Source organism: Burkholderia sp. F1, assembly GCF_050813845.1.
Taxonomy (GTDB): Bacteria; Pseudomonadota; Gammaproteobacteria; order Burkholderiales; family Burkholderiaceae; genus Burkholderia; species Burkholderia ubonensis.
Map to the genome: position 1 here is coordinate 1,904,411 of NZ_CP172421.1, position 24,270 is coordinate 1,928,680.

Consider the following 24,270-nt stretch of genomic DNA (forward strand, 5'->3'; position numbering starts at 1 on the left):
GGCGGCCCGCGGGCCGCCTGCCGCAACATGACGGAATCGAACGATGGGGAAGGGTGCATGACGGCGTGGCTGACGGTGGTGGGCATCGGCGACGACGGTTACACGGGGCTCGGGCGCGCCGCGCGCCGCGCGCTGCTCGACGCGACGCTCGTGGTCGGCGCGCCACGGCACCTCGACATGCTGCCCGCGCGGCTCGCGGCCGCGCGCGAGGCATGGCCGTCGCCGTTCGACCTCGCGGGCGTGCTCGCGCGCCGCGGGTCGCCCGTCTGCGTGCTCGCGAGCGGCGACCCGATGCTGTTCGGCGTCGGCGCGACGCTCGCCCGTCAGCTTGCGCCCGGCGAATGGCGCGTGCTGCCCGCGCCGTCGTCGCTGTCGCTGGCCGCGGCCCGTCTCGGCTGGGCGTTGCAGGACGTCGGCGCGGTGTCGCTGGTCGGCCGGCCGCTCGCGACGCTCGCCCGCCATCTGCTGCCGGGGCGGCGCCTGTTCGTGCTGAGCGCGGACGGCCGCACGCCCGCCGTCGTCGCGGCCGAGCTGAGCGCGCGCGGCTTCGGGCCGACCCGCATCAGCGTGTTCGAACATCTCGGCGGCCCGCTCGAGCGGCGCATCGACGCGCTCGCGCACGACTGGGCGGTCGACGAGACCGCGGCGCTGAATCTCGTCGCGCTCGACTGCCGCGCGGCGCCCGACGCACCGCGCCGCGCGCTGACACCCGGCCTGCCGGACGACGCGTACGGCCACGACGGGCAACTGACCAAGCGCGACATGCGCGCGCTGACGCTCGCGCGGCTCGCGCCCGCGCCGGACGAACTGCTGTGGGACGTCGGCGCAGGCTGCGGGTCGATCGGCATCGAATGGATGCGCGCGCACCCGTCGTGCCAGGCGATCGCGATCGAATCGCACGTGGAGCGGCAGCGCTTCATCGAACACAATCGCGACGCGCTCGGCGTGCCGGGCCTGCAACTCGTCGCGGGGCGCGCGCCCGATGCGCTCGCGGGGCTCGCCGCGCCCGACGCCATCTTCATCGGCGGCGGCGCGACCGTGCCGGGCGTGCTCGACGCCTGCTGGTCGGCGCTGAAGCCGGGCGGCCGGCTCGTCGCGAACGCGGTGACGCTGCAGGGCGAGATCGCGCTGGCCGCCTGGCGCGACGCGCACGGCGGCACGCTCACGCGCGTGGCGCTCGCGCACGCGGAGCCGCTCGGCCGCTTCGACACCTGGCGGCAGCCGTTGCCCGTCACGCTGTACGACGTGTGCAAGCCGGCGCAGACCCGCGCGACGACGGCGGCGTGATGCGCGACGAAACCCCCGAACAAGCCGCGCCGCTGCGCTTTGGCTACACGACCGGCAGCTGCGCGACCGCGACGTCGCTGGCCGCCGCGCGGCTGCTGCTGACCGGCGACGCGGGCGACGCGGTCGAGATCGTGCTGCCGAAGGGGCAGCGCGTCGTGATGCGCCTCGAATTCTGTCGGCTAATTAATGACGGGAACGAGGGGAGCGACGGGACCGACGGCGCGGAGGCAGGCACGATCAAGGACGCCGGCGACGATCCGGACGTCACGCACGGCGCGCTGGTGTTCGCGCGCGTCGCGCTCGCGGCGGCGCCCGGCGTGCGCTTCCATGCGGGGCCGGGCGTCGGCACCGTCACGCGCGCGGGGCTCACGCTGCCGGTCGGCGAGCCGGCGATCAATCCCGTGCCGCGCCAGATGATGACGACGCACCTGAACGCACTCGCGGCCGAACACGGCCATGCGGGCGGCTTCGACGTGACGATCGGCGTCGAGGGCGGCGAGGCGCTGGCGCTGAAGACGATGAACCCGCGCCTCGGCATCGTCGGCGGGCTGTCGATCCTCGGCACGACCGGGATCGTGCGGCCGTTCTCGTGCTCCGCGTACATCGCGTCGATCCATCAGGGCATCGACGTCGCGCGCGCGAACGGCGTCGCGCACATTGCAGCGTGCACCGGCAACGCGAGCGAGGACGCGATGCGCGCGCACTACCATCTGCCGGACATGGCGCTGATCGAGATGGGTGATTTCGCGGGCGCGGTGCTGAAGCATCTGCGGCGTGCGCCGGTCGCGCGGCTGTCGATGTGCGGCGGCTTCGGCAAGCTCAGCAAGCTGGCGGCCGGCCATCTCGACCTGCACAGCCGCCATTCGAGCATCGACCTGCCGCTGCTCGCGCAATGGGCCGCGCAAGCGGGCGCGAGCGACGCGCTGCAGGCCGCGATGCGCGCCGCGAACACGAGCCAGGAAGCGTTGAAGCTCGCGCAGGCGGACGGCGTGCCGCTCGGCGATATCGTCTGCGCGCACGCGCTCGCCGTCGCGCGCGACATCGTGCCCGGGTCGGTCGCGGTCGAGATGTTCGCGATCGACCGGCAGGGCCGTTTCGTCGGGTGCGCGCGATGAGCCCGCGCATCCTGCTGCTCGGCGGCACCGGCGACGCGTTGAAGATCGCGCGCGCGCTCGGCCCGCGCCACGTGTACAGTCTCGCGGGGCTCGGCAAGGTGCCCGGTGATCTCGCGTGCGAGGTGCGCGTCGGCGGCTTCGGCGGCGCCGCGGGGCTGGCCGCGTACCTGCGCGAAGCCGGCATCGGCCTCGTGATCGACGCGACCCATCCCTATGCCGCGCGGATCAGCGCGAACGCGGCCGCCGCCGCGCGCGACGCGGGCGTGCCGGTCTGGGCGCTGCGCCGTGCGCCGTGGCAGCCGCAGCCGGGCGACGACTGGCGGATGGTCGACGACTGGGCCGGCATCGAGGCCGCGCTGGCGCCGTTTCGCCGGCCGCTGTTCACGCTCGGCCGCGAGCCGCTCGCGCATCTCGACGAGATTCCCGTGCACCAGTTCTGGCTCGTGCGCTGCCTCGAATCGCATCCGGGCAACGCGCGCGCGCAGATCGTCGCCGCGCGCGGGCCGTTTACGCTCGACGGCGAGCGCGCGCTGTTCGCGCTCGCGGGCATCGACGTCGTCGTCAGCAAGAACAGCGGCGGCGCGGCGACCGAGGCGAAGCTCGACGTCGCGCGCGAACGCCGGCTGCCGGTCGTGATGCTGCGCCGGCCGCCGCTGCCCGACGCCGACCGCGCCTTCGACTCGGCGGCCGCGCTGCTCGACGCGCTCGATCCGGCCGCGCGCGCGTGACGCCGGATGGCGGGTCGTCCCCATGAACTGACGGAGTGTTATCGATGACGGTGTATTTCATCGGCGCGGGTCCCGGCGACCCGGAGCTGATCACGGTGAAGGGCCAGCGCCTTGTGCGTACGTGCCCGGTGATCCTGTATGCGGGGTCGCTCGTGCCCGCGGCGGTGCTCGACGGGCATCGCGCGGAGCAGGTCGTCAACACGGCGGAGCTCGACCTCGATGCGATCGTCGCGCTGCTCGCCGACGCTCACGCGAAAGGGCAGGACGTCGCGCGCGTGCACTCGGGCGACCCGTCGCTGTACGGCGCGATCGGCGAGCAGATCCGCCGATTGAAGGCGCTCGGGATTCCGTATGAAATCGTGCCGGGCGTGACGGCCGCCGCCGCGTGCGCGGCGACGCTCGGCTGCGAGCTGACGCTGCCGGGCATCGCGCAGACGGTGATCCTCACGCGCTTCGCGGGCAAGACGACGATGCCCGAAGGCGAGTCGCTCGGCTCGCTGGCCGCGCATCGCGCGACGCTCGCGGTCCATCTCGGCGTGCGGCATCTCGCGCGCATCGTCGACGAGGTGCTGCCGCATTACGGGCCGGATTGCCCGGTTGCGGTGATCTACCGCGCGAGCTGGCCGGACGAGGAACGCGTGACGGGCACGCTCGCGGATATCGTCGCGAAGGTGCAGGGCACGCGCATCGAACGCACGGCGCTGATTCTCATCGGCCGCGTGCTCGATGCGCAAGGGTTCGCCGATTCGACGCTGTACGCGAGCGCGGACTGACGCCGCTTTCCGTTGCTACCCGCCGCTGATCGGCCGCGGCCGGCTCGCGCCGGCCGCCGCTCCCGTGCCTGCGCTCACGCGCGCGCGACGCGCGGCGCAACGTGCGGCGCGAAGCCGGCCGCCAGCGCGCACAGCACGACGCACAGGCATGCCATCGCGACCCACGCGGGCGTCAGGTCCGCGAGATGCTGGCGCACGATGCCGGCCGCGAACGGGAACAGCCCCGCGATCAGGTAGCCGATGCCCTGCACGAAACCGGTCAGCGACGCCGCGTCGGCCGGCGTCGCCGCATGGTCGACCGTGACGATCAGCGACAGCGGGAACAGCGCGCCGATGCCCGCGCCCATCAGCAGCGCGACGGGCAGCGCGAGCCCCTCCGGCGCCGCGAGCATCAGCACGAGCCCGACGAACAGCGCCGCGATCGCCGCGATCAGCGCCGGCCGGCGATCGGGCATGCGGTCGATCGTTGCGGACACCGTCAGCCCGGCCACGACTTCCGCGAGCGTCACGCCGCCGAGCAGGCCGCCCGCCGCGGCCGGCGACCAGCCGAGCCGCATGTAGAACGGCGGCAGCCACGCGAGCACGAGCGTGTACGCGCCGGTCGCGATCCCGAAGAACAGCGCGAGCCGCCACGCGCGCGGGGAGCGCGACGGCCGCGCGAGCACCGGCGACGCGGTGGCGATCGGCGCGCCGTCGCGGCTCGCGAACGGCCACACGGCCGCCGCGACGACGGCCGGCAGCGTCCAGCACGCGAGCGCCGCGAGCCAGCCCCAGCGCGCGGCGGCAAGCGGCGCCGCGACGCTTGCGAGCACCGCGCCGCCCATGATCGACGTCGAGTAGACGCCCATCACGCCGCCGATGCGCGTCGCAAAGTTGGCCTTCACGAAGCCGGGCAGCAGCGCCTGCACCATCGCGATGCCGACGCCCGCGCAGCACGCGCTCGCAAGCAGCAGCCACGCATGCTGCGCGCCGACGCGCGCCGCGCACGCGAGGCCGATCAGCACGATGCCGATCCCGACGCCGCCCGCGATCCCGGGCGAGCGCTGCAGACGGCGCGCACACAGCGCGCCGAGGCCCATCAGCACGATCGGGATCGTCGTCAGCAGGCTGGCGGTGCTGTCGTCGATGCCGGTCGCGCGCTGGATCATGTCGAGCAGCGGGCCGACCGCGGCGAGCGCCGGGCGCAGGTTCAGCCCGACCAGGACGATGGCGGCAAGCCGCCATCCGGGGGAAGTGAAGCGATTCATCATGTGGCCCTCGGTGACGTGCGCGGCGTCGAGGCGGACGCCGCGCGTTTTCATGTAAATTATCTTGACGTCAAGATAAATGCTGATTTATCTCGACGTCAAGATAACTTGTTTGCCCAGGAGGGTTAATGGATCGAGCCGCGCACGCGGTCGCGCAATGGCGCGACGAACGCCCGGATCTCGACGCGTCGTCGATGCTCGTGATGGGAAGGCTGCAGGAAGCGGCGCTCGCGATCGGGCGCGATCGTCTCAATCCGCTGTTTGCGCGCTACGGGATGCAGCCGGGCGAATTCGACGTGCTTGCGACGCTGCGCCGCGGCGGCGCGCCGTTCGCGCTGACGCCGACGGCGCTGTACGACGCGCTGATGATGTCGTCGGGCGGGATGACTGCGCGCATCGACCGGCTGCAGAAGGCGGGCTGGGTCGAGCGCCGCCCGAATCCGGCCGACGGGCGCGGCACGCTCGTCGCGCTGACGGAGGCCGGCCGCGCGCTGATCGACGAGGCCGTCGTTGCGCACGTCGAGAACCAGCGCGCGATACTGGACGCGCTGTCGGGTCCGGAGCAGGCACAGCTCGCGCGGCTGCTCGGCAAGCTGCTGGCGGGATTGGGTGGCGCGGGCGGCGAGGCCGGCTAGCCGCGCTGCGCGGCCGGATGTCGATCGGCCGCATCGGCCCGCCGCGCGATGCGGCGGGCTGTCCTGTTGCCGGCGCGACGGATGCGCGACCGGCCGCGCGGATCAGGTGCGCGCCGGGATGTTGAGCCCGCGCGCCACGGCCGGGCGGGCCACGAACGCGTCGAGTGCGCGCGCGACGTGGCGGAATTCGCTGAAGCCGACCAGGTCGCCCGCTTCATAGAAGCCGATCAGGTTGCGCACCCACGGGAAGATCGCGATGTCGGCGATCGTGTAGGCGTCGCCCATCACCCACTTGCGCTCGGCCAGGTGCGCGTCGAGCACGCCGAGCAGCCGCTTCGACTCGGCGACGTAGCGGTCGCGCGGACGCTTGTCCTCGTAGTCGCGGCCGGCGAATTTGTGGAAGAAGCCGACCTGGCCGAACATCGGGCCGATGCCGCCCATCTGGAACATCACCCACTGGATCGTCTCGTAGCGGCCCGCGAGATCCTTCGGGATCAGCTGGCCCGTCTTGTCGGCGAGATAGATCAGGATCGCGCCGGATTCGAACAGCGGCAGCGGCTGGCCGTCCGGGCCGTTCGGATCGATGATCGCCGGAATCTTGTTGTTCGGGTTCAGCGACAGGAACGCGGGCGAGAGCTGGTCGTCCGTGTCGAAGCGCACGAGATGCGGCTCGTACGGCAGGCCGGTTTCCTCGAGCATGATCGACACCTTGACGCCGTTCGGCGTCGGCAGCGAGTAGAGCTGGAGGCGTTCGGGATGCTGGGCCGGCCACTTTTGCGTGATCGGGAAGGCGGACAAATCGGACATGGAGGGGTTCGCTCGTCGGGGTGGGTCATCCGCGGTCCGCCGTGGCGCCTGTCCGCGAATCCGGAACGGGCGGTTGCGCCGGCGGGCAGGGCGGCCGCGCCAAAGCGCCCACTGTAGCCGATCTGATCAATCGGTGCAGTCGGTGCTCCGGCCGGCTTGCGGAAAGCTTGCCGCTGGTTCGGGGCGACGAGCCAGGCGTCCCCGGCTAGGCGCCCCGCTCAAAAACTATGCCGCAACCCGATCATCGCTGCCGTCGTCCCGACACCCGGCGCGACCGGCTGCCCGTACACAAGCATCTGGTTCATCGTGCCGCGGTTGTTCACATGGCCGACCTGCGCATAGACCATCGTGCGCTTCGACAGGCTGTAGTCGGCCGCGAGCACGACCGACGTCGATTTGTTCGCCGAGCGATTGCGGTCTTTCAGGTAGTACACGGCCGACGTGACCTGCAACGCGGGCGTGAAGCGATAGCCGACGCCCGCCGACATCATGTCGAAATTCGCCTGGTCCGAGTGCGCGGGATTCTTGCCGTTCGCGTACGACGCGGAGACCGAGAAATCGTGAATCGTGTATTTCGCGCCGACATACACGAACCGGTTGTTGTTCACGCCGGTCGGCGTCGAGCCGGGCGCCGGGTTCGCGTCGTGGCCGTTGTAGTAAACCGCCGCGGCATTCAATCCGTCGTTCGAATACCTGAGCACGACCGATTCGCGCGTGCCGCCCTGGATCTGCCCGGCGACGCCGCCCGGCGCATATTCGAGCGCGACCGACACGCCGCCGAACGTCGGCGACTGGTAGACGAGCGCGTTGCTGTCGTACAGCGCGCCGATCGCGCCGTTGGTGCTCGTGCCGGGCCAGCCCGCCGCGGTGTTGATGCCGAGCCACGCGGTCAGGATGCTGCCGAAGAACTGCGCGTTGCGCACGTCGGTGTCGGCCATCGCGTAGATCATCGGCACGATCTGGCGGCCCGCCGTGACGCTGCCGAACGGCCCCGACACGCCGACCGACGCGACCTGGTTGAAGATCGCGACCGCGCCCGGCGTGTCGCTCAGCTGGAACCTGCCGGTGCCGCTGTCGAACGAGCCCTGCAGCTTGAAGTTGACCTTGTAGCCGCCACCAATGTCCTCGCTGCCCTTGATCCCCCAGAAGCTCGAATAGATCCCGCCGTCCTTCATCCGGACCACCTTGCCGGTGTTCGGCGCGCTCGGGCTGAACGACGCGGCCGACGTGCTCTGGTACAGCATGCCCGTGTCGATCACGCCGTACAGCGTGACGGAGGATTGCGCGTGCGCGGGCGCCGAACAGGCGGCAAGCGCGGCGAGCGCGGCCAGTTTCGTCTTCATTCAAGTCTCCGTGATCGTATTGTTCCCGGACGGGATCGAGCCTGCCCGGTGATGCACAGAGGCTACGCAACGACGCGCGGCCGCTCCCCCCCACGCGCGGGGGGCAGGGTTGCGGAGAATCGACGGGAGGAGGGTGTGCTGCTGCGGCGCGCTACGGCGCGTTTTCAAGCAGGCCGAGCACGAGCGCGCGGCGCACCGCGTGCTTGCGCGAACTGGCGTCGAGCTTGCCGAACAGGTTCTTCAGGTGCCATTTCACGGTTTCCTCGCCGACGGCGAGCGCAACCGCGACTTCCTTGTTCGACAGGTTGCGCGCGAGCAGCTCGAGGATCGCGCGCTCCTTCGGCGTGAGCACGACGCTCGGCACCGCGCGCGGCCCGGCCGCGCTGCGCGGCGCGGGCGGCACGACGCGCGGCTGCGGCAGCGCATGGCGGGCCTGGCCCGCCGGGCCCGCGCCCGCGGCCTCCTCGTCGCCGACCCGGCGCGCCCAGTCCGCGACGGCCGGATGCGCGTCGGCGAGCGTGCGCGTGAGGCCGAACACGTCCGCGAGGTTCATCGCCTCGACGAGCAGCGCGCGGCCGCCTTGGCCCGACTGCTCGAGCGCGAACGCATTGAGCGCCATGATCTCGATGCGCGCGCGGCCGACGTTCATTTCGCGGGCGAGCGCGGCCGCCTCGTCGAGCGCGGCGCATGCGTCCTCCCAGCGGCGCGCGGCCAGCGCCGCGCCCGCATGCGCGCTCGCCTGCAGCAGCACGACGGGGCGCCGCCACAGCGGCCCGTGGGTCGGGAACTCGGCCGCGGCGATCGCATCGATCCGCTCGACCAGCGCGTGGCAGGTCGCCTCGCGATAGCGCGCGGCGTGGAGCCGCACCTGCTCGGCGAGGCTCGCGACCGACAGGCGCGGCAGCCGGCGCGCGACGCCCATCGCGTCCAGCGCTTCCAGCAGGTCGATCGCGCGATGCTCGAGGCCGCGCAGCATCGCGATGCGCGCCGCGGTGCAGTAGCCGAGCAGCACCGTGTCGGGGATGCCGGCGTGCTCGAGCACGTCGAGCCGGTTCGCGAGCAGCGCGGCCGCCTGGTCGACGCGATCCGCTTCGTACGCGAGCGCCGCGCACAGCGCCGCGAACATGCAGGTCAGCGGATGACGGCGGCCGAGATCGGCTTCCGCGCGCGCCAGGGCAGGCGACAGCACGTCGTCCGCGAGTTGCACCTGCCCCTCCGACAGATAGCTGAGACCCGTGATCAGCTCGCCCCAGCGCGCGACGTAGCCGAACCCGGCCGCCTCCTGGCCGCGCCCGCCGCGCGGCGCGGCCTGCTGGAAGCGGCGCGCCTGCGCCGGCTCGCCGAGAATGATCGCGCGCGCCGACAGCCGGTTCGCGTGCATCTGCGCGAGCCAGGTCGCGGGCGGCGGCGCGAAGTCGGCCCACGGTTCGAACAGCTCGACGAACCGGTCGATCTCGTCCGCGTAATACGCGGCCGCGCTCAGGATCAGCGCGCATTCGTAACGCATCGCGGGCGGCGTGTCGGGCGCGGCGAGGATGCCCGCGATCTGGCGGCGCGCCTCGACGTGCCGCTCGCCGAGCGCGAGCGCCCACGCGACCGCGATCCGCAGCGCCGGCCGCTGGTCGAGCTCCGCGTCGGGCAGGCGCGCGAGCCAGTCGAGCACGTCGTCGATGCGGCCTTCCTTGATCGCGTCCTCCAGGCAGCGCTGCGCGAGCGCATAGGCGAGCTCGAGCTGGCCGGCCGCATACGCGTGGCGGGCCGCTTCATCCGTCATCCCGTGCGCGTCGAGCCAGCCGGCCGCGCGCGCGTGCAGCACGCTGCGCGCGGCGTCGGGGCCGGCCGCGAGGCGATCGCGCAGCGCGTCGCGCACGAGCGGATGCAGCCGGCACCAGTCGGAATCGTCCGATGCGATGAAGAGCGGCGTGTCGCGCGCCAGGCGGGCGAGGCGCGCGGACGCGCCGGCGTCGTCGAGCAGCGCGTCGCACAGCGACGGGTGCAGCCGGTCGACGACGCTCGCCTGCGTGAGGAACGCGGTGTCGTCGACGGACAGGTTCGCGAGCAGCACTTCGACGAGCCGGTCGCGGGTGCCGCCCGCTCGCGCGGCGAGCGCATCGACGGTCTGGCGGGGATCGGCCGCGCGCGCCATCGCGGCCATCGCGAGCTGCAGCCCGAGCGGCCAGCCGTCGACGCGCTCGAACAGGCGCGCGCACGCATCGGCATCGACGCGCTGCGCGAAGCGAGCGCCGACAAGCGCGATCGTCTCGTCGAGCGTGAAGCGCAGCCAGTCGGGGCCGACCAGCAGGCATTGGCCGCCGGCGAGCAGGTCGGCCGCCGCGTGGTCGAGCCCGCGCCGCGCGGCGACGATGACGCGCAGGTTCGGCGGCGCGTTGTGCAGCACGTAGGTCAGCGCGTCGAGGCCGGCGGCGGGCAGCCGCTCCGCGTCGTCGACGATCAGCAGCGCGTCGATCGACAGTTGCGCGACTTCAGCGAGCCACGCGGTCATCCCTTCCAGCGCGCGCGCCGCATCGGGCGCGCCGCGTGCGATCAGGCGGCCGAAGCCGGGCCTTGCGCAGCCGGTCCGCACGGCCTGCACGAGCCCCTGCAGCAGCCGCGGCGCGTCGTCGCGCTCGTCGGCCGACAGCCAGATGACCGCGCGGCCGAGCGCCAGGCATTCGCGGCGCCATTGTGCGAGCAGCGACGTCTTGCCGTAGCCGGCCGGCGCCTGCACCAGCGTGATCGGACGTTCGTCGAAGCCCGGCGCGGCGCGGCTCAGCCGCGCGCGGGCGAGCAGTTGCGCCGGCACGCGCGGCGCGGTGGTCTTCAGCACCAGCTCGGTGGGGGCGGTGTCGGCGCGATCGGGTGGGTGGGCCATCGGGGAGCAGGTCGGAATCCCGGCGGTGCCTTGCAGGCCAGCGTCCGGTATGGAACGTGGGGAAGGATCGGCCGAACTCCCCGCAGGCGTCAATCCCCGTCACGAGTGGGGCCGCAACGATCCCGCGCCGATAGCATGGGTTCCGGTGAATCACGAATGCGACGAGGAGAGCGCCCATGACGACTGCATCGACCGGCACGCCCGCCAGCGCGTCGCTCGCCGGATAAGCGGAGCCGCGCGATGTATCGCCATCTGCTCGTGACGGTCGACGGCGCGCCCGGCGGCATCGACGCGGTCGGCCATGCGCTGGAGCTGGCGCGGGCCGTGAGCGCGCGGGTCACGTTCGTGCTGTCCGGCGCGGCGCCGGACGCGTATTTACCCGGAGCGCGGATGCCGGAGCACGGTGCGAAAGTGGAAGCGGCCGCGCGGGCGCAGGGCGTGTCGTATGCGATCGCGCCCGCCGGCGGCACGCCGCTGCCGGACCTGGCCCGCGTGCTCGGCTGCGACCTGATCTGCGTCGCGGCGCTGCCGCACGGCGCGCCCGCCGGCGCAGGCGCGCAGCGGCGGCGCCTGTTCGCGGCAAGCGGCGTGCCGGTGCTCGTGTGCGCGGCTTCGCACTCGCCGGCCGCGGCGCGCGTGATCGCCCGCTGTCTCGACGCGCATCGCGCGGTGGCCGCGCTGCTGCATGCGTTGCTGCGGGATGCGGCGCACGTGGGCGAACCGGGGCCGGATGCCGTCGCGTGCCGCCGCGTGCTCGCGGATCTCGCCGGCCTGCAGGCGCAGCGTTTCGGCGCGGGTGCGGAAGCGCGGCTGTTCGCGACGCTGCGCGAGCGCACGGAGAGCGTCGAAGCCGAGCTGGACGAACTCGACCGCCAGCATCGCCGCGATGCGCAAGCGCTCGACGCGCTGGCCCGGATGGCCGGCGATGCGCAGCCAGGCGCCGCGTTCGACGCGGCGCTCGCCTGCTACGCACGCGGCGTGTTCGAGCAGATGGGGCGCAAGGAAGGCGTGATTTTCCCGGCGGCGCGGCGCTACCTGAGTGACGCCGACTGGGCCGAACTGGACGAGGGCCCGGCGGAGCGCGCAGCCGCGACACCGGGCGCGGACGAACCCGAGGACGCGCAGCGCGCGTCCGACTGACCTACCACGGAGAAACACATGGCACATGCAGTGCGATTCCATCAGACCGGCGGCCCGGACGTGCTGCGCTGGGAGACCGTCGAGGTCGGCGACCCGGGGCCCGGCGAAGTGCGCGTGAAGCACGCGGCGGTCGGCCTGAACTTCGCGGACACCTATTTCCGCAGCGGGCTTTATCCGGTGCCGCTGCCGTCCGGCATCGGCGTGGAGGCGGCGGGCGTGGTCGAGGCGGTCGGCGACGGCGTGACGCATGTCGCGGTCGGCGATCGCGTGACCTATACGGGCTTCATCAATACGCTGGGCGCGTACAGCACCGAGCGCCTCGTGCCGGCCGCGCCGCTCATCAGGCTGCCCGACGCGATCGCCTGCGACACCGCGGCCGCGATGACGATGCGCGGCCTCACGTCCGCGTACCTGCTGCGCCGCATCCATGCGTTCAACGCGGGCGACAGCATTCTCCTGCACGCGGCGGCCGGCGGCGTGGGCCTGATCGTGTCCCAGTGGGCGAAGCTGCTGGGGCTGACCGTGATCGGCGCGGTGTCGAGCGAAGCGAAGGCGGAAGTCGCACGGGCGCACGGCTGCGATCACGTGATCCTCTACCGGCAGGAAGACATCGCCGGCCGCGTGCGCGAGCTGACGGACGGCAAGGGCGTCGACGCCGTGTTCGACAGCGTCGGCAAGGACACCTTCGACGCGTCGCTGGATTCGCTGAAGCGCCGCGGCCTGATGGTGTGCGTGGGCACCGCGTCGGGCCCGATCCCGCCGTTCAATCCGCAACTGCTCGCGATGAAGGGATCGCTGTACCTGACGCGCCCCGCGCTCGCCGACTACATCGCCGACCCGGCCGAGAAGGCGGCGCTGGCGGGCGAGCTGTTCGACCACGTCGCCGCGGGCCGCATCCGGATCGAGATCAACCAGCGCTACGCGCTCGAGGACGCGGTGCGCGCGCATCGCGACCTCGAAGCGGGCAAGACCACGGGTTCGTCGGTATTCGACGTCTGAGGAGCCGGCCATGCGAGTCGAACCACTCACTTGCGCGATCGGTGCGGAACTGTCCGGCGTGAGCCTCGCCCACGCCGTGCACGACGACGGCCTGTTCGCCGAGATCCGCGCACTGCTGCTGAAGCACCGCGTGCTGTTCCTGCGCGACCAGGACATCACGCGCGCCGAGCACGTCGCGTTCGCGCGGCGCTTCGGCGAGCTCGAGGACCATCCGGTCGCGGGCAGCGATCCCGGGCATCCGGGCCTCGTGCGGATCTACAAGTCGCCCGACCAGCCGAACGACCGCTACGAGAACGCATGGCACAGCGATGCGAGCTGGCGCGTGTCGCCGCCGCTCGGCTGCGTGCTGCGCTGCGTCGAGTGCCCGCCGGTCGGCGGCGACACGATGTGGGCGAACATGGTGCTCGCGTACGAGAACCTGCCGGGGCACGTGAAGCGGCAGATCGACGGCTTGCGCGCGCGCCACGGTATCGAGGCGAGCTTCGGCGCGGCGATGCCGATCGACAAGCGGCTCGCGCTGAAGGCGCAGTATCCGGACGCCGAGCATCCGGTCGTGCGCACGCATCCGGAGACGGGCGAGAAGATCCTGTACGTGAACGCGTTCACGACGCACTTCACGAACTTCCACACGCCGGAGCGCGTGCGCTTCGGGCAGGACGCGAACCCCGGCGCGGGGCAGTTGCTGCACTACCTGATCAGCCAGGCCTGCATCCCCGAATACCAGGTGCGCTGGCGCTGGACGAAAGACAGCGTCGCGATCTGGGACAACCGCAGCACCCAGCATTACGCGGTGATGGATTACCCGCCGTGCGTGCGCAAGATGGAGCGCGCGGGGATCGTCGGCGACGTGCCGTTCTGAGCACGGCATCGCGACGCATTCGACACGACACACGACACACGCTGCGCGCCGCAACGACGGCGCGACGCAGATAACGATTCAATCTGGAGGACGACATGCAATTTCTCGACGATTCGCTGCACCCGGAGAACCAGGACAAGGTGGTCATCACGGTCGCGCCGTACGGCCCCGAATGGATGCCCGAGGATTTCCCGGAAGACATCCCGGTGACGATGGACGAGCACGTGCAGAAGGCGATCGACTGCTACGACGCGGGCGCGACGGTGCTGCACCTGCACGTGCGCGAGCCGGACGGCAAGGGCAGCAAGCGGCTGTCGAAATTCAACGAGCTGCTCGGCCGGTTGCGCGACGCGGTGCCGGACATGATCCTGCAGGTCGGCGGCTCGATCTCGTTCGCGCCGGAAGGCGAAGGCGCCGACGCGAAATGGCTGTCCGACGACACGCGCCATATGCTCGCCGAGCTGAGCCCGAAGCCCGACCAGGTGACGGTTGCGATCAACACCGTGCAGATGAACATCACCGAGCTGATGGATCGCCGGGACATCGCCGGCACGTCGCTGAACGAAGCCGCGTACTGGGAAGCGTATCGCGAGATGACCGTGCCGGCCGGGCCCGGCTGGGCCGACGAGCACTTGCGCCGGCTGCAGGCGGCCGGCATCCAGCCGCACTTCCAGCTCACCGGCATGCATGCGCTGGAAACGCTCGAACGGATGATCCGCCGCGGCGTGTACCGCGGCCCGCTGAACGTCACGTGGGTCGGCATCGGCGGCGGCTTCGACGGCCCGAACCCGTACAACTTCATGGAATTCGTGCGGCGCTGCCCGGACGGCGCGTGCATCACGCTCGAATCGCTGATGAAGAACGTGCTGCCGATCAACACGATCGCGATGGCGATGGGCCTGCATCCGCGCTGCGGGATCGAGGACACGATCATCGACCAGAAGGGCAACCGGATGACGTCGGTGCAGCAGGTCGAGCAGTGCGTGCGGATCGCGCGCGAGCTGGGGCGTGAAGTCGCGACCGGCAAGGAGGCGAAGGCGATCTACAGGGTCGGCGTGCAGTACGACGGCATCGACGAGACGCTCGCGCAGCTCGGGATGGCGCCGAACCGCCGGCCGGGCCAGGTGAACGTGCCGCTGCGCGCGGCCTGACGCCGCCGGCCGATCGCAGATCGCAAATTGCTGTAGCGCGGCACCCGCCCTTGCGCGCGGCGCAAGGCGGACTCCGGGAAACGGAGCGGGGCCGCGCAAACCGTGCCGTGGCGCGACAGCGCGCGGCACCGGAGGAGACACGCATGCTGATTCATCACGTCGAGCCGTCGATGCAGGACCTGGCCGCGGCCCGCCGCCGCACGCCCGCGTTCGCGTGGCTCGTGTTCGGGCTGACCGTCGGCCTGTTGCTGTCCGACTACATGTCGCGGCAGGTGCTCAATGCGGTGTTTCCGCTGCTGAAACACGCGTGGGGCCTGTCCGACACGCAGCTCGGCTCGCTGAGCGGCATCGTCGCGCTGCTGGTCGGCGTGCTGACGTTCCCGCTGTCGGTGCTCGCCGACCGCTTCGGACGCGTGCGCAGCATCGTGCTGATGGCCGCGCTGTGGAGCGTCGCGACGCTCGGCTGCGCGCTGTCGACCAATTACGCGGAAATGCTCGCGGCGCGCGGGCTCGTCGGGCTCGGCGAGGCCGCGTACGGCAGCGTCGGCGTCGCGCTGATCCTGAGCATCTTTCCCGCGCACCTGCGCGCGACGCTGACCGGCGCGTTCATGGCCGGCGGCGCGTTCGGCTCGGTGTTCGGGATGGCGCTCGGCGGCCTGGTCGGCGCGCATCTCGGCTGGCGCTGGTCGTTCGGCGTGATGGCCGCGCTCGGGCTCGTGCTGCTCGCCGCGTACCGCTGCGTCGTCACCGAACGGCGGCTCGCGGCGTGCCGGCCGGAACCATGCCGGCGCGATGGCGGTGCGCCGCGCGGGATGCGCGGCAGCCTGCGCATGCTGATGACGGGGCTGTTTGCGTCGCGCTCGGTGATCTGCGCGTATGTCGGCAGCGGGCTGCACCTGTTCGTGCCGGGCGCGATGTTCGCGTGGCTGCCGAGCTATCTGAACCGCTACTACGCGATGGCGCCCGACCGGGCCGCCGTGCTCGCGGCGGGTTTCGTGCTGCTCGCCGGCATCGGGATGGTCGGCTGCGGGATCGTCACCGACCGGCTCGGCAAGGCCGACGGCGCGCGCAAATGGCTGACCGCGATCGCCTATTGCCTGCTGACCTGCGGCAGCCTCGCGGTCGCGTTCCGGCTGCCGCCCGGGCCGCTGCAGCTCGCGCTGATCGGCGTCGGGATGCTGGTCGGCGCGGGGGCGTCCGGCGCGTCGGGTGCGATGGTCGCGAACCTCACGCCCGCCGCGATCCACGCGTCGGCGTTCGCGACGCTCACGCTCGCGAACAACCTGCTCGGCATGGCGCCCGGGCCGCTGCTGACCGGCTGGGCCGCCGATCACGTCGGGCTCGGCGCGGCGCTGCAATGGATTCCCGTCGTGCCGCTCGCGGCCGCGGCGACGTTCGCGATCGGACGCGCGAGTTATGCGGCCGATCTCGCGCATCTCGAACGCGGGCAGCGCGTGCCTGCTCATTCCTGAACCTTTGTGGAGACTGCATGACCCTGGCGAACCCGCCCACCATCCTGATCGTGCCCGGCTTGCGCGATCACGTCGAAGACCACTGGCAGACGCATCTCGAACGGCGCCTGCCGAATGCGTGCTCGGTCGCGCCGCTCGAACGGGACAAGCTGAGCCGCGCCGCGCGCGTCGCGGCGCTCGACGCGGCGCTGGCGGCGATCGACGGCCCCGCGATCCTCGTCGCGCACAGCGCGGGCGTGATGATCGCCGTGCACTGGGCGCGGCAGGCGACGCGCCCGATCCTGGGCGCGGTGCTCGCGACGCCGGCGGATCTCGATACGCCAATGCCCGCGCCATACCCGTCGATTGAAGCCGTCCGGGACAACGGCTGGCTGCCGGCTCCGCGTGAACGCCTCCCGTTTCCGAGCATCGTCGCGGCCAGCCGCAACGATCCGCTCGCGCGCTTCGAGCGCGTCGAGGCGCTGGCCGCAGGGTGGGGCAGCCGGCTCGTCGACCTCGGGGAGGTCGGGCATTTGAATCCGGCATCGGGGTATGGCGAGTGGCCCGGCGCCCTAGCGCTGATCGCCGAAGTGCAGGCGCTCGGCACGGATTGAGCGCAGGCTGGCCGCGCGTGTCGCGATACATGCGTCGCCGGCCGGTATTCGCAAGCTGTCTTCGCAGTGGGCAGACCACCTCATCGGCGCTGCCCCGACACACCGCCCACCATCCGTGTCGTCGGTTGCGACGCCCATCGCCTGTCCCGCCCCCGCCGAGCATCCCGGCGTCTGACCTAGGCGCGCTCCCATCGCCATGCCGGTTTCCGCGTCGCGCGCGCCACGCCGAACCGGTTCCACGGCGTCATTTCAAGATATGCGACGTCGTAACACTACCGGTCGCCGATCGCCAGAATCGCGCCAACCCCGTCCTGCACGCAAATTGACACATGGCGGAAGGGTTTTTGTTAGGGAAACTCCCGCCCCGTTCGCCGTGCTTTTTTGTTGACCGACATCGTATAACAAAGTCATGATTTCCTGAAAGAAAGGTCCCATCCACCCGACCGCAAGAGAGAGGAGACATGAACTCATCCAGGATCGCGCGCCGCGTCCGCCGCATCGCGTTGGCGCTGGGCTTCACGCTGTCGGCCACGGCCGCCGTCGCCGCGCCGGTATCGATCAACGTCGTCGACGTCGCGGGCAACCTGCAGCTCACGCAGAAGGCGATCGAGGCGTTCAGGGAGAAGAACCCGAACCTCGTCGCGAACGTCACGTTCACGAACGCGCCGGCGCCGCAGCTGCCGGGCAAGCTCAAGGCGATGCAGGCGGCCGGCCGCTCCGACATCGACCTCGTGCTGACCGGCACCGACGCGCTCGCGGCCGGCATCGAGCAGAACCTGTGGCTGAAGCTCCTGCCCGACAACGCGGGCGCGCTCCCCGGCGTGCTCGACAAGTACGCGCCGGGCCCGCGCAAGATGCAGGATCTCGCACAAGGGTTCGGCCTGGAAGTCACGTACATGCCGGCCGGGCCGCTGCTCGAATACAACCCGGCCAAGGTCGGCGACCCGCCGAAGACGCCCGCGCAGCTGCTCGCGTGGTGCAAGGCGCATCCGAACAAGCTGATCTACGCGCGTCCGGCGAACTCGGGCCCGGGCCGCACGTTCCTGATGGGGCTGCCGTACGTGCTCGGCGACAAGAACCCGCAGGACCCGATCAACGGCTGGGACAAGACCTGGGCGTTCCTTAAAGCATTGAACGACTGCATCCCGTACTACCCGGGCGGCACGTCGGCCGTGATGAAGGAGCTCGGCGAGGGCACGCGCGACATGACGGTGACCGTCACCGGCTGGGACCTGAACCCACGCGCGCTCGGCATCGTGCCGGCCGACTTCAAGGTCCAGGCGTTCGACAACATGACGTGGGTCAACGACGCGCACTACATGGTGATTCCGAAGGGCGTGCCGAAAGAGAAGCTCGACGTGCTGTTCAAGCTGATGAACTACCTGCTCGAACCCGCGCAGCAGGCGATGACCTACGACGACGGCTACTTCTATCCGGGCCCGTCCGTGCAGGGCGTGACGCTGGAGATGGCGCCCGCGCACAGCCAGGAGGTCGTCAGGAAATTCGGCCGCCCCGAGTACGCGAAGCTGCTGGCCGAGCGTCCGCACGTGCAGCCGCTCGGCGCGCAGGCGATGGTCGCCGCGTTCCAGAAGTGGGACCGCGAGATCGGCTCGCAGAAGTCGAAGTAGCCCGCCGCAATCCCGCATGACCTGGCGGGCGCCGCGGCGCCCGCGCCATCGGAGGCCGTCAGGAAGATCGCGATGAAGCACACTTTCGAACAGCTGCGCCTCGACGCGGTATGCCGCAGCTTCACCAATGCGCAAGGCGCGCAGGTCGCCGCGCTGAGCGGGCTCGACCTCGACATCCGGCGCGGCGAGTTCATCGCGCTGCTTGGCCCGTCCGGCTGCGGCAAGTCGACGGCGCTCAACTGCATCGCGGGCCTGCAGCCGCTCACGAGCGGCGGCATCTGGCTCGACGACGAGCGCATCGACGTGCTGCCGCCCGAGCGCCGCGGCTTCGGCATGGTGTTCCAGAACTACGCGCTGTTCCCGCACATGTCGGTGCTCGACAACGTCGGCTTCGGCCTCAAGATGCGCGGCGTGTCGAGGCAGGAAACCCGCAAGCGCGCGCAGGAGGCGCTCGAGCTCGTGCAGCTCGTCGGCCACGAGGGCAAGCTGCCCGGCCAGCTGTCGGGCGGCCAGCAGCAGCGCGTCGCGATCGCGCGCGCGATCGTGATCGAGCCGCCGCTCGTGCTGATGGACGAGCCGCTGTCGAACCTCGACACCAAGCTGCGCATCGAGATGCGCGCGGAAATCCGCCGCATCCACACGCAGCTCGAACGCGCGACGATCTACGTGACGCACGACCAGGACGAGGCGCTGTCGATGGCCGACCGGATCGTCGTGATGAAGGAGGGCGTCGTCCAGCAGGTCGCGTCGCCGAAGGAGGTCTATACGCGGCCGCACAACCTGCACGTCGCGCGCTTCATGGGCTATCGCAACGTGCTGCCGTTCACGCTCGAAGGGATGGCGGGCGAGCACGTGGCGGTCGCCGCGTCGGGCGTGCGGCTCACCGGCGTGCCGATGGCCGGCTTCGACCGCAAGGACGTCGCGGTCGCGCTGCGCCCCGACGATTTCGCGCGCGCCGGCGCAGCCGACGACAATGCGTTCGACGCGACGGTCGAGACCGTCGAGTACGGCGGCCGCGATTCGCTGATCCGCGCGGTCGCGCCGTTCGGCAAGATCTGGGCGCGCGTGGCCGGCGAATTCGGCGAAGGCGAGCGCCTGCGGCTGCGCATCGCGCCGGAGCGCACGCTCGTTTATGCAGGGGAGACGGCATGAGCACGCTCGCCGCGCCCGGCGCGCCGCGCGACGCGAAAGGCTGGCTCGTCACGCCCGCGCTCGGCTTCATCGTCGCGCTGTTCATCTATCCGTTCGCGTACGGCCTGGTGCTGTCGTTCCAGCCGACGAACGGCGGCGTGCTCGCGAACTACGCGCAGTTCTTCACCGACGCCGCGATGTGGCCGACCGTGATCGTCACGCTGAAGCTCGCGGTGCCGGCGACGCTGATCAACGTCGGCGTGTCGGTGCCGGTCGCGTTCGCGCTGCGCCGCAATTCGCCGTACCAGAAGCTCGTGACGACGCTGCTCGTGATTCCGGTCACGCTCGGCACGGTGCTCGTCGCGGACGGGATGCTCACGTACTTCGGCCCGAACGGCTGGTTCCCGCAGGCGCTGCAGGGGCTGCACCTGTACACGGACGAAGTGCGTCTCACGCACAACTACTGGGGCGTGCTGCTGTCGCTGATCGTGTCGGGCTTTCCGTTCGCGTTCCTGCTGATGCTGTCGTACGTCAGCGGCATCGACCCGACGCTCGCGCGCGCGGCCGCGACACTCGGCGCGAACCCGTGGCAGCAGTTCCGCCAGATCTACCTGCCGCTGCTGGTGCCGGGCCTGACGATGGCCGCGTGCCTGTCGTTCGTGCAGGCGTTCTCGGTGTTCCCGTCGGCGGTGCTGCTCGGCGCGCCGGCCGGGCCGACGCGCGTGATCTCGATCGCCGCGGCCGAGGCCGCGTTCGAGAGCTACGACTATTCGCTCGCGTCGGCGATCGCGATCGTGATGGGCTTCGTGCAGCTGGTGGTGGTCGCGTCGATGCTCGGCGCGCGCCGTTTCTTCTATGCGGGGCCGGTGACGGGAGGCAAGGGCTGATGGCGACCGACAATCATGCCGCGCGGACGTGGCCGTCGCAGTCCGGCCCGCACGACGCGCGACGCGACGACGGCGCGCGGCCCGTCAACACGATGAAACCGGAGAAGGCGCGCCGCAGCGTGGCCGCGCGCGCGTGGCAGGCGCTCGTCTGGGGCGTGATGACGTTTTTCCTGCTGAACGTGATGCTGCTGATCGCGACCGTCGCGGTGAACTCCGTCGCGACGCGCTGGTTCGGCACGCCGCTGCCGCAGGGCTTCACGCTGCACTGGTACGCGAAGGCGTGGGAGGACTTCCAGCTCGCGAGCGTGCTGTGGGTGACGGTCGAAGTGGTCGGCGCGGTCGTGCTGCTGTCGATCGCGCTCGGCGTGCCGGCCGCCTACGCGCTCGCGCGCGCGCAGTTTCCAGCCAAGCGCTTCGCGCTGCTGGTGTTCCTGCTGCCGCTGATGGTGCCGCCCGTCACCTACGGGATTCCGATGGCGACGGTGATGTACAAGGTCGGGCTCGCGGGCACGCTGTCCGGCGTGATCCTCGCGAACCTCGTGCCGGCGCTGCCGTTCGTGATCCTCGTGATGACGCCGTTCATCGAGCAGATCGACCCGAACCTCGAAGCGGCCGCGCGCATCTTCGGCGCGAACACGTGGCGCTATTTCCGCTACGTGCTGCTGCCGCTGCTGGTGCCGGGCATGCTCGCGGCGGGGCTGCTCGTGCTGGTGCGCACGATCGGGATGTTCGAGCTGACCTTCTTCACCGCCGGGCCGAGCACGCAGACGCTCGTCGTCGCGCTGTACTACGCGGTGTTCTCGACCGGCGTGCGCGCGCCGCAGTCGATCGACGCGATGGCGATGATCTACATGGCGATCACGCTCGTGTGGGTCGTGATCGCGCTGCAGTTCGTGAGCCCGACGCAGCTCGTGAGCCGCGTGAAGCAGGAGCGGCAGTAGCGCGCAGCGCGGCCGCGCCGTGCAATTGGTTACAAATGGATACCGCGCGCGGGGCGCGAACGTTGCAGACTACGCGGCGTAACGGCTCGCAGCCTGCGCCTCGCGGGGCGCGGGCGATGCGCGCTTCCTGTTGCTCACCGAATCACGGATCGCCATGAAGTTCCACACGCTGCTGACGCTCGGCGTCTCGACGATGCTCGTCGCCGCCTGCAACCTGTTCCACGCCGGCCCCGGCGCGCGCGACGTCGACGCGGCCGTGCGCCGCGCGCTCGAAGCCGAAAACCACGGCGGCCTCAACGCGCTGCTCGGCCAGCCGCTGCCGGTGTCGGCCGACGTCGTGTCGGTCAAGCCGGACGGCGACTGCAAGAAGCTCGGCGAGCGCACCTACACATGCAACGTCGTGTTCACGTGGCGCGACTCCGACGATGCGCCGTCGCGTGCGGAGCTGACGTTCGTGCAGGGTGCCGACGGCGCATGGCAGACGTCGGGCGTCGATGCCGCGCTCGCGACGGGCGCGGCGAAATCGCTGATCGACCGGATCGGCAAGGCGTGGCCGGGCAGCCCGGCGAGCGCCGCGTCGGCCGCGCACTGACGCGGCGGGCCGGCCGGCGCGTGTTGCCTGGTTAGTGGTGGCTGAAAAGCGCGTCGGCGCCGTGCGCCGGAATCACGCGATTGCCTGACTGGGCGGTGGCGCCGGCTTCGCTGCCGATGCCGGAGGTGGGCGCGACGCGCGCCTCGGCCGCCTGAATGTCGTCCGGATAGTGGTTGCGCGACGGCTTGTAGCCGGCCTGTTCGAGTTGCTGCAATTGCGACACGACTTCGGCGCGCGTGACCGGCTGGCCGGCGGATTGCGCAAACGAAGCGACGGGTGCCGCGAGCGCGGCGGCGACGGCGAGCAGGGAAAGGGCGGATTTCATCATCTGGGCCTCCGAAAACGGGATAGCCGGCAGGGCGAACGTGCCCGCAACCGACAGGCCCATCTTTGACGATCCGCACTTAAGCAAAGATTAACGGCGGTCACCCACGCACATCCCGTCGCGCCCTAGGGAAAACCCTTATTTGAGATATAATGTCGACCTCGAAGAAAGGTCGAATCATGCCTGAACGTTTACAAGCCCTTGAAAGAATTGCATTTTCGCTGGTCTGCATGTCCGCGGTCGTGTGTTCTGCATTCCTCGCCTACGCGCAGCATCCCGAAATCAAGGATGCGCTCCGCCAGGGCGAAGCCCTGATGCGCGAAAGCGCCAAGTACTCGGTGATCTGCTCGCCGAGCAAGGTCGATCCCTGCGCCGAAATGTCCGCGTATTGAACCGGGTCGCGTGATGCCCGCGTGCGGGTCGCCGAACCCGGCGCGCGTTGCATCAGAAGTTTCCTCTCCGGCGCCGTTCCGGGCGCCAGATCCTCCAGTCCCCGATCTCCTGAGCCTGAGCCTGTGTCGTACCGCTCAATCCGCGGTCACGACGTTGCGCGGCGCGCCGTCGACAAACGCGGCGACGTTGTCCACCAGTTGATCCGCGAGCGCCTGCACGGCTTCGTCGCTCGCCCACGCGACATGCGGGGTGAGGATGAACCCCGGATGCGACAGGATCGCCTGGAACGGATGCGCGGCCGGCAGCGGCTCCTCGCTGACCACGTCGAAGCCCGCGCCTGAAATCCGCCCCGACTGCAATGCATCGACGAGCGCCGACTCGTCGACGAGCCCGCCGCGCGCGGTGTTGATCAAGAGCGGCCGGCGCGCCATCCGCGCGAACGCGGCCGCATCGATCAGATGCCGGGTCGCGGGCGTGAGCGGGCAGTGCAGCGACAGGATGTCGCTGTCGCGCAGCAGCGTGTCGAGCGGCGCGTAGCCCGCTTGCGGATCGGCCTGGCCACCGTGCGCGGCGAACCGCACGCGCATGCCGAGCGCATGCGCGATGCCCGCCACCGCGCGCCCGAGCGCGCCGTCGCCGACGATGCCGAGCGTCGAGCCCGCCAGATCCCGGATCGGAAAATCGAAGAAGCAGAACTGGCCGCTGTCGAGCCAGCGGCCCGCGCGCACCGCGTCGCGATACGCGACGAGGCTGCGGCGCAACGCGAAGATCAGCGCGAACGTGTGTTCCGGCACGGTGCGCACCGCGTAGCCGCGGATGTTGCTCACGACGATGCCGTGCGCTGCGCACGCGGCGAGGTCGACGTTGTCGGTGCCGGTTGCGGCGATCGCGACGAGCCGCAGGCGCTTTGCGCCGGCGAGCGCTGCCGCGTCGAGCCGGACCTTGTTGACGATCACGACGTCCGCCTCGCCGATGCGATCTGCCACGTCGGCTGGCGCGGTGCGCTCGAACGCGTGCAGCGCGTGCGGAAACGGCAACGGCTTCAGCACGGTGCGCGGCGACAGCGTCGCGCGATCGAGGAAGACGATGTTCACGGGGGCATGGGGCATGGTCGGGCCTGTCGGTGTCGGTGACATGCGTCCGGAGGAAAGAGAGGACGCGGGAAGCGCACGATTGTGCGCGCCGCGCATCCGCGTGATTTGATCGTTGCGCCAGTGCGCTTTCCCGCGGGGAAAGTCGCGACCGTCCGTCCGTTCAGCACGATGGCGCATTGCGCCCCGCGAGCCTTTCCATTCCGGCAAGCCTGCTTGAGCATCGATCGATTTTCGGGCCGCGCGATCCCGGTCATGATC

Annotated in this window: 23 protein-coding genes; 17 read left to right on the forward strand and 6 right to left on the reverse strand. The window is 70.9% G+C overall.

Going from position 1 to position 24,270, the window contains the following annotated elements; translation table 11 throughout:
* The first annotated feature begins 57 nt into the window (after positions 1–57).
* The 4 genes from cbiE to cobM are packed head-to-tail and all read left to right on the forward strand — an operon-like array spanning position 58 to position 3,903.
* The gene (gene cbiE, locus ACFIMZ_RS09050; RefSeq protein WP_431822323.1) at positions 58–1,287 is read left to right on the forward strand and encodes a precorrin-6y C5,15-methyltransferase (decarboxylating) subunit CbiE; all 1,230 of its coding nucleotides are present in this window, start codon (positions 58–60) and stop codon (positions 1,285–1,287) included.
* Positions 1,287–2,402 carry a cobalt-precorrin-5B (C(1))-methyltransferase gene (locus ACFIMZ_RS09055; protein WP_431822324.1) on the forward strand — a complete coding sequence of 372 codons (1,116 nt, stop codon included), beginning with the start codon at positions 1,287–1,289 and terminating at the stop codon, positions 2,400–2,402. The genes cbiE and ACFIMZ_RS09055 overlap by 1 nt, the downstream gene beginning before the upstream one ends.
* Positions 2,399–3,130 carry a cobalt-precorrin-6A reductase gene (locus tag ACFIMZ_RS09060; protein WP_431822325.1) on the forward strand — a complete coding sequence of 244 codons (732 nt, stop codon included), beginning with the start codon at positions 2,399–2,401 and terminating at the stop codon, positions 3,128–3,130. Before ACFIMZ_RS09055 ends, ACFIMZ_RS09060 begins: the two co-directional genes overlap by 4 nt.
* 44 nt (positions 3,131–3,174) lie before the next feature.
* Positions 3,175–3,903, forward strand: a complete 729-nt coding sequence (gene cobM / locus ACFIMZ_RS09065) for a precorrin-4 C(11)-methyltransferase (protein WP_071755842.1) — start codon at positions 3,175–3,177, stop codon at positions 3,901–3,903.
* A 74-nt stretch (positions 3,904–3,977) separates the two neighbouring features.
* Here the strand turns inward: cobM and ACFIMZ_RS09070 are convergent, their stop codons facing one another.
* Entirely contained in the window at positions 3,978–5,150 is a 1,173-nt protein-coding gene (locus tag ACFIMZ_RS09070; protein ID WP_431822461.1) for an MFS transporter, read from the reverse strand.
* Between the two features lie 128 nt (positions 5,151–5,278).
* Between ACFIMZ_RS09070 and ACFIMZ_RS09075 the strand changes: the two genes are divergently transcribed.
* Positions 5,279–5,785, forward strand: coding sequence for a MarR family winged helix-turn-helix transcriptional regulator (locus ACFIMZ_RS09075; protein ID WP_431822326.1), 507 nt, complete (start codon positions 5,279–5,281; stop codon positions 5,783–5,785).
* A gap of 102 nt (positions 5,786–5,887) precedes the next feature.
* On the opposite strand, the gene ACFIMZ_RS09080 is transcribed toward ACFIMZ_RS09075, so the two are convergent.
* The 3 genes from ACFIMZ_RS09080 to ACFIMZ_RS09090 form a co-directional block, all read right to left on the reverse strand.
* Positions 5,888–6,592, reverse strand: a complete 705-nt coding sequence (locus ACFIMZ_RS09080) for a glutathione S-transferase N-terminal domain-containing protein (RefSeq protein ID WP_431822327.1) — start codon at positions 6,590–6,592, stop codon at positions 5,888–5,890.
* 218 nt (positions 6,593–6,810) lie between these two features.
* A complete protein-coding gene (locus tag ACFIMZ_RS09085) occupies positions 6,811–7,935 on the reverse strand; it encodes a porin (RefSeq protein WP_431822328.1) in 1,125 nt (374 codons plus the stop codon).
* Between the two features lie 151 nt (positions 7,936–8,086).
* Positions 8,087–10,807, reverse strand: a complete 2,721-nt coding sequence (locus ACFIMZ_RS09090) for a LuxR C-terminal-related transcriptional regulator (RefSeq protein ID WP_431822329.1) — start codon at positions 10,805–10,807, stop codon at positions 8,087–8,089.
* Positions 10,808–11,047: 240 nt separating this feature from the next.
* Between ACFIMZ_RS09090 and ACFIMZ_RS09095 the strand changes: the two genes are divergently transcribed.
* The 11 genes from ACFIMZ_RS09095 to ACFIMZ_RS09145 all read left to right on the forward strand — a co-directional run bounded on the left by ACFIMZ_RS09095 (position 11,048) and on the right by ACFIMZ_RS09145 (position 22,200).
* A complete protein-coding gene (locus tag ACFIMZ_RS09095; protein WP_431822330.1) occupies positions 11,048–11,947 on the forward strand; it encodes a hemerythrin domain-containing protein in 900 nt (299 codons plus the stop codon).
* Between the two features lie 18 nt (positions 11,948–11,965).
* A complete protein-coding gene (locus tag ACFIMZ_RS09100; RefSeq protein WP_431822331.1) occupies positions 11,966–12,946 on the forward strand; it encodes a quinone oxidoreductase family protein in 981 nt (326 codons plus the stop codon).
* 10 nt (positions 12,947–12,956) lie between these two features.
* The gene (locus ACFIMZ_RS09105) at positions 12,957–13,805 is read left to right on the forward strand and encodes a TauD/TfdA dioxygenase family protein (protein ID WP_431822332.1); all 849 of its coding nucleotides are present in this window, start codon (positions 12,957–12,959) and stop codon (positions 13,803–13,805) included.
* A gap of 95 nt (positions 13,806–13,900) precedes the next feature.
* Positions 13,901–14,956, forward strand: coding sequence for a 3-keto-5-aminohexanoate cleavage protein (locus ACFIMZ_RS09110; RefSeq protein WP_431822333.1), 1,056 nt, complete (start codon positions 13,901–13,903; stop codon positions 14,954–14,956).
* A gap of 143 nt (positions 14,957–15,099) precedes the next feature.
* Complete coding sequence (locus ACFIMZ_RS09115; RefSeq protein ID WP_431822334.1) at positions 15,100–16,428, forward strand: MFS transporter; 1,329 nt, start codon at positions 15,100–15,102, stop codon at positions 16,426–16,428.
* Positions 16,429–16,445: 17 nt separating this feature from the next.
* Positions 16,446–17,021, forward strand: coding sequence for an RBBP9/YdeN family alpha/beta hydrolase (locus ACFIMZ_RS09120; protein WP_431822335.1), 576 nt, complete (start codon positions 16,446–16,448; stop codon positions 17,019–17,021).
* A gap of 461 nt (positions 17,022–17,482) precedes the next feature.
* A complete protein-coding gene (locus ACFIMZ_RS09125) occupies positions 17,483–18,649 on the forward strand; it encodes an ABC transporter substrate-binding protein (protein ID WP_431822336.1) in 1,167 nt (388 codons plus the stop codon).
* Positions 18,650–18,721: 72 nt separating this feature from the next.
* Positions 18,722–19,801, forward strand: a complete 1,080-nt coding sequence (locus ACFIMZ_RS09130) for an ABC transporter ATP-binding protein (protein ID WP_431822337.1) — start codon at positions 18,722–18,724, stop codon at positions 19,799–19,801.
* A complete protein-coding gene (locus ACFIMZ_RS09135) occupies positions 19,798–20,667 on the forward strand; it encodes an ABC transporter permease (RefSeq protein WP_431822338.1) in 870 nt (289 codons plus the stop codon). Before ACFIMZ_RS09130 ends, ACFIMZ_RS09135 begins: the two co-directional genes overlap by 4 nt.
* Positions 20,667–21,608: an ABC transporter permease gene (locus tag ACFIMZ_RS09140; RefSeq protein ID WP_431822339.1), complete on the forward strand. Its 942-nt coding sequence runs from the start codon at positions 20,667–20,669 to the stop codon at positions 21,606–21,608. Before ACFIMZ_RS09135 ends, ACFIMZ_RS09140 begins: the two co-directional genes overlap by 1 nt.
* A gap of 154 nt (positions 21,609–21,762) precedes the next feature.
* A complete protein-coding gene (locus ACFIMZ_RS09145; protein ID WP_431822340.1) occupies positions 21,763–22,200 on the forward strand; it encodes a hypothetical protein in 438 nt (145 codons plus the stop codon).
* Positions 22,201–22,231: 31 nt separating this feature from the next.
* Here the strand turns inward: ACFIMZ_RS09145 and ACFIMZ_RS09150 are convergent, their stop codons facing one another.
* A complete protein-coding gene (locus ACFIMZ_RS09150) occupies positions 22,232–22,525 on the reverse strand; it encodes a DUF4148 domain-containing protein (RefSeq protein WP_431822462.1) in 294 nt (97 codons plus the stop codon).
* Positions 22,526–22,704: 179 nt separating this feature from the next.
* On the opposite strand from ACFIMZ_RS09150, the gene ACFIMZ_RS09155 reads away from it, so the two are divergent.
* Complete coding sequence (locus ACFIMZ_RS09155; RefSeq protein WP_431822463.1) at positions 22,705–22,917, forward strand: hypothetical protein; 213 nt, start codon at positions 22,705–22,707, stop codon at positions 22,915–22,917.
* A gap of 135 nt (positions 22,918–23,052) precedes the next feature.
* On the opposite strand, the gene ACFIMZ_RS09160 is transcribed toward ACFIMZ_RS09155, so the two are convergent.
* On the reverse strand, positions 23,053–24,027 hold the full coding sequence (locus ACFIMZ_RS09160; RefSeq protein WP_431822341.1) for a D-2-hydroxyacid dehydrogenase: 975 nt from the start codon (positions 24,025–24,027) through the stop codon (positions 23,053–23,055).
* Between the last annotated feature and the right edge of the window lie 243 nt (positions 24,028–24,270).

Bases quoted from the DNA above. Each gene is read 5' to 3' on its own strand.
- cbiE (WP_431822323.1), top strand. From the start codon at position 58: ATGACGGCGTGGCTGACGGTGGTGGGCATCGGCGACGACGGTTACACG.
- ACFIMZ_RS09055 (WP_431822324.1), top strand. From the start codon at position 1,287: ATGCGCGACGAAACCCCCGAACAAGCCGCGCCGCTGCGCTTTGGCTAC.
- ACFIMZ_RS09060 (WP_431822325.1), top strand. From the start codon at position 2,399: ATGAGCCCGCGCATCCTGCTGCTCGGCGGCACCGGCGACGCGTTGAAG.
- cobM (WP_071755842.1), top strand. From the start codon at position 3,175: ATGACGGTGTATTTCATCGGCGCGGGTCCCGGCGACCCGGAGCTGATC.
- ACFIMZ_RS09070 (WP_431822461.1), bottom strand. From the start codon at position 5,150: ATGAATCGCTTCACTTCCCCCGGATGGCGGCTTGCCGCCATCGTCCTG.
- ACFIMZ_RS09075 (WP_431822326.1), top strand. From the start codon at position 5,279: ATGGATCGAGCCGCGCACGCGGTCGCGCAATGGCGCGACGAACGCCCG.
- ACFIMZ_RS09080 (WP_431822327.1), bottom strand. From the start codon at position 6,592: ATGTCCGATTTGTCCGCCTTCCCGATCACGCAAAAGTGGCCGGCCCAG.
- ACFIMZ_RS09085 (WP_431822328.1), bottom strand. From the start codon at position 7,935: ATGAAGACGAAACTGGCCGCGCTCGCCGCGCTTGCCGCCTGTTCGGCG.
- ACFIMZ_RS09090 (WP_431822329.1), bottom strand. From the start codon at position 10,807: ATGGCCCACCCACCCGATCGCGCCGACACCGCCCCCACCGAGCTGGTG.
- ACFIMZ_RS09095 (WP_431822330.1), top strand. From the start codon at position 11,048: ATGTATCGCCATCTGCTCGTGACGGTCGACGGCGCGCCCGGCGGCATC.
- ACFIMZ_RS09100 (WP_431822331.1), top strand. From the start codon at position 11,966: ATGGCACATGCAGTGCGATTCCATCAGACCGGCGGCCCGGACGTGCTG.
- ACFIMZ_RS09105 (WP_431822332.1), top strand. From the start codon at position 12,957: ATGCGAGTCGAACCACTCACTTGCGCGATCGGTGCGGAACTGTCCGGC.
- ACFIMZ_RS09110 (WP_431822333.1), top strand. From the start codon at position 13,901: ATGCAATTTCTCGACGATTCGCTGCACCCGGAGAACCAGGACAAGGTG.
- ACFIMZ_RS09115 (WP_431822334.1), top strand. From the start codon at position 15,100: ATGCTGATTCATCACGTCGAGCCGTCGATGCAGGACCTGGCCGCGGCC.
- ACFIMZ_RS09120 (WP_431822335.1), top strand. From the start codon at position 16,446: ATGACCCTGGCGAACCCGCCCACCATCCTGATCGTGCCCGGCTTGCGC.
- ACFIMZ_RS09125 (WP_431822336.1), top strand. From the start codon at position 17,483: ATGAACTCATCCAGGATCGCGCGCCGCGTCCGCCGCATCGCGTTGGCG.
- ACFIMZ_RS09130 (WP_431822337.1), top strand. From the start codon at position 18,722: ATGAAGCACACTTTCGAACAGCTGCGCCTCGACGCGGTATGCCGCAGC.
- ACFIMZ_RS09135 (WP_431822338.1), top strand. From the start codon at position 19,798: ATGAGCACGCTCGCCGCGCCCGGCGCGCCGCGCGACGCGAAAGGCTGG.
- ACFIMZ_RS09140 (WP_431822339.1), top strand. From the start codon at position 20,667: ATGGCGACCGACAATCATGCCGCGCGGACGTGGCCGTCGCAGTCCGGC.
- ACFIMZ_RS09145 (WP_431822340.1), top strand. From the start codon at position 21,763: ATGAAGTTCCACACGCTGCTGACGCTCGGCGTCTCGACGATGCTCGTC.
- ACFIMZ_RS09150 (WP_431822462.1), bottom strand. From the start codon at position 22,525: ATGAAATCCGCCCTTTCCCTGCTCGCCGTCGCCGCCGCGCTCGCGGCA.
- ACFIMZ_RS09155 (WP_431822463.1), top strand. From the start codon at position 22,705: ATGCCTGAACGTTTACAAGCCCTTGAAAGAATTGCATTTTCGCTGGTC.
- ACFIMZ_RS09160 (WP_431822341.1), bottom strand. From the start codon at position 24,027: ATGCCCCATGCCCCCGTGAACATCGTCTTCCTCGATCGCGCGACGCTG.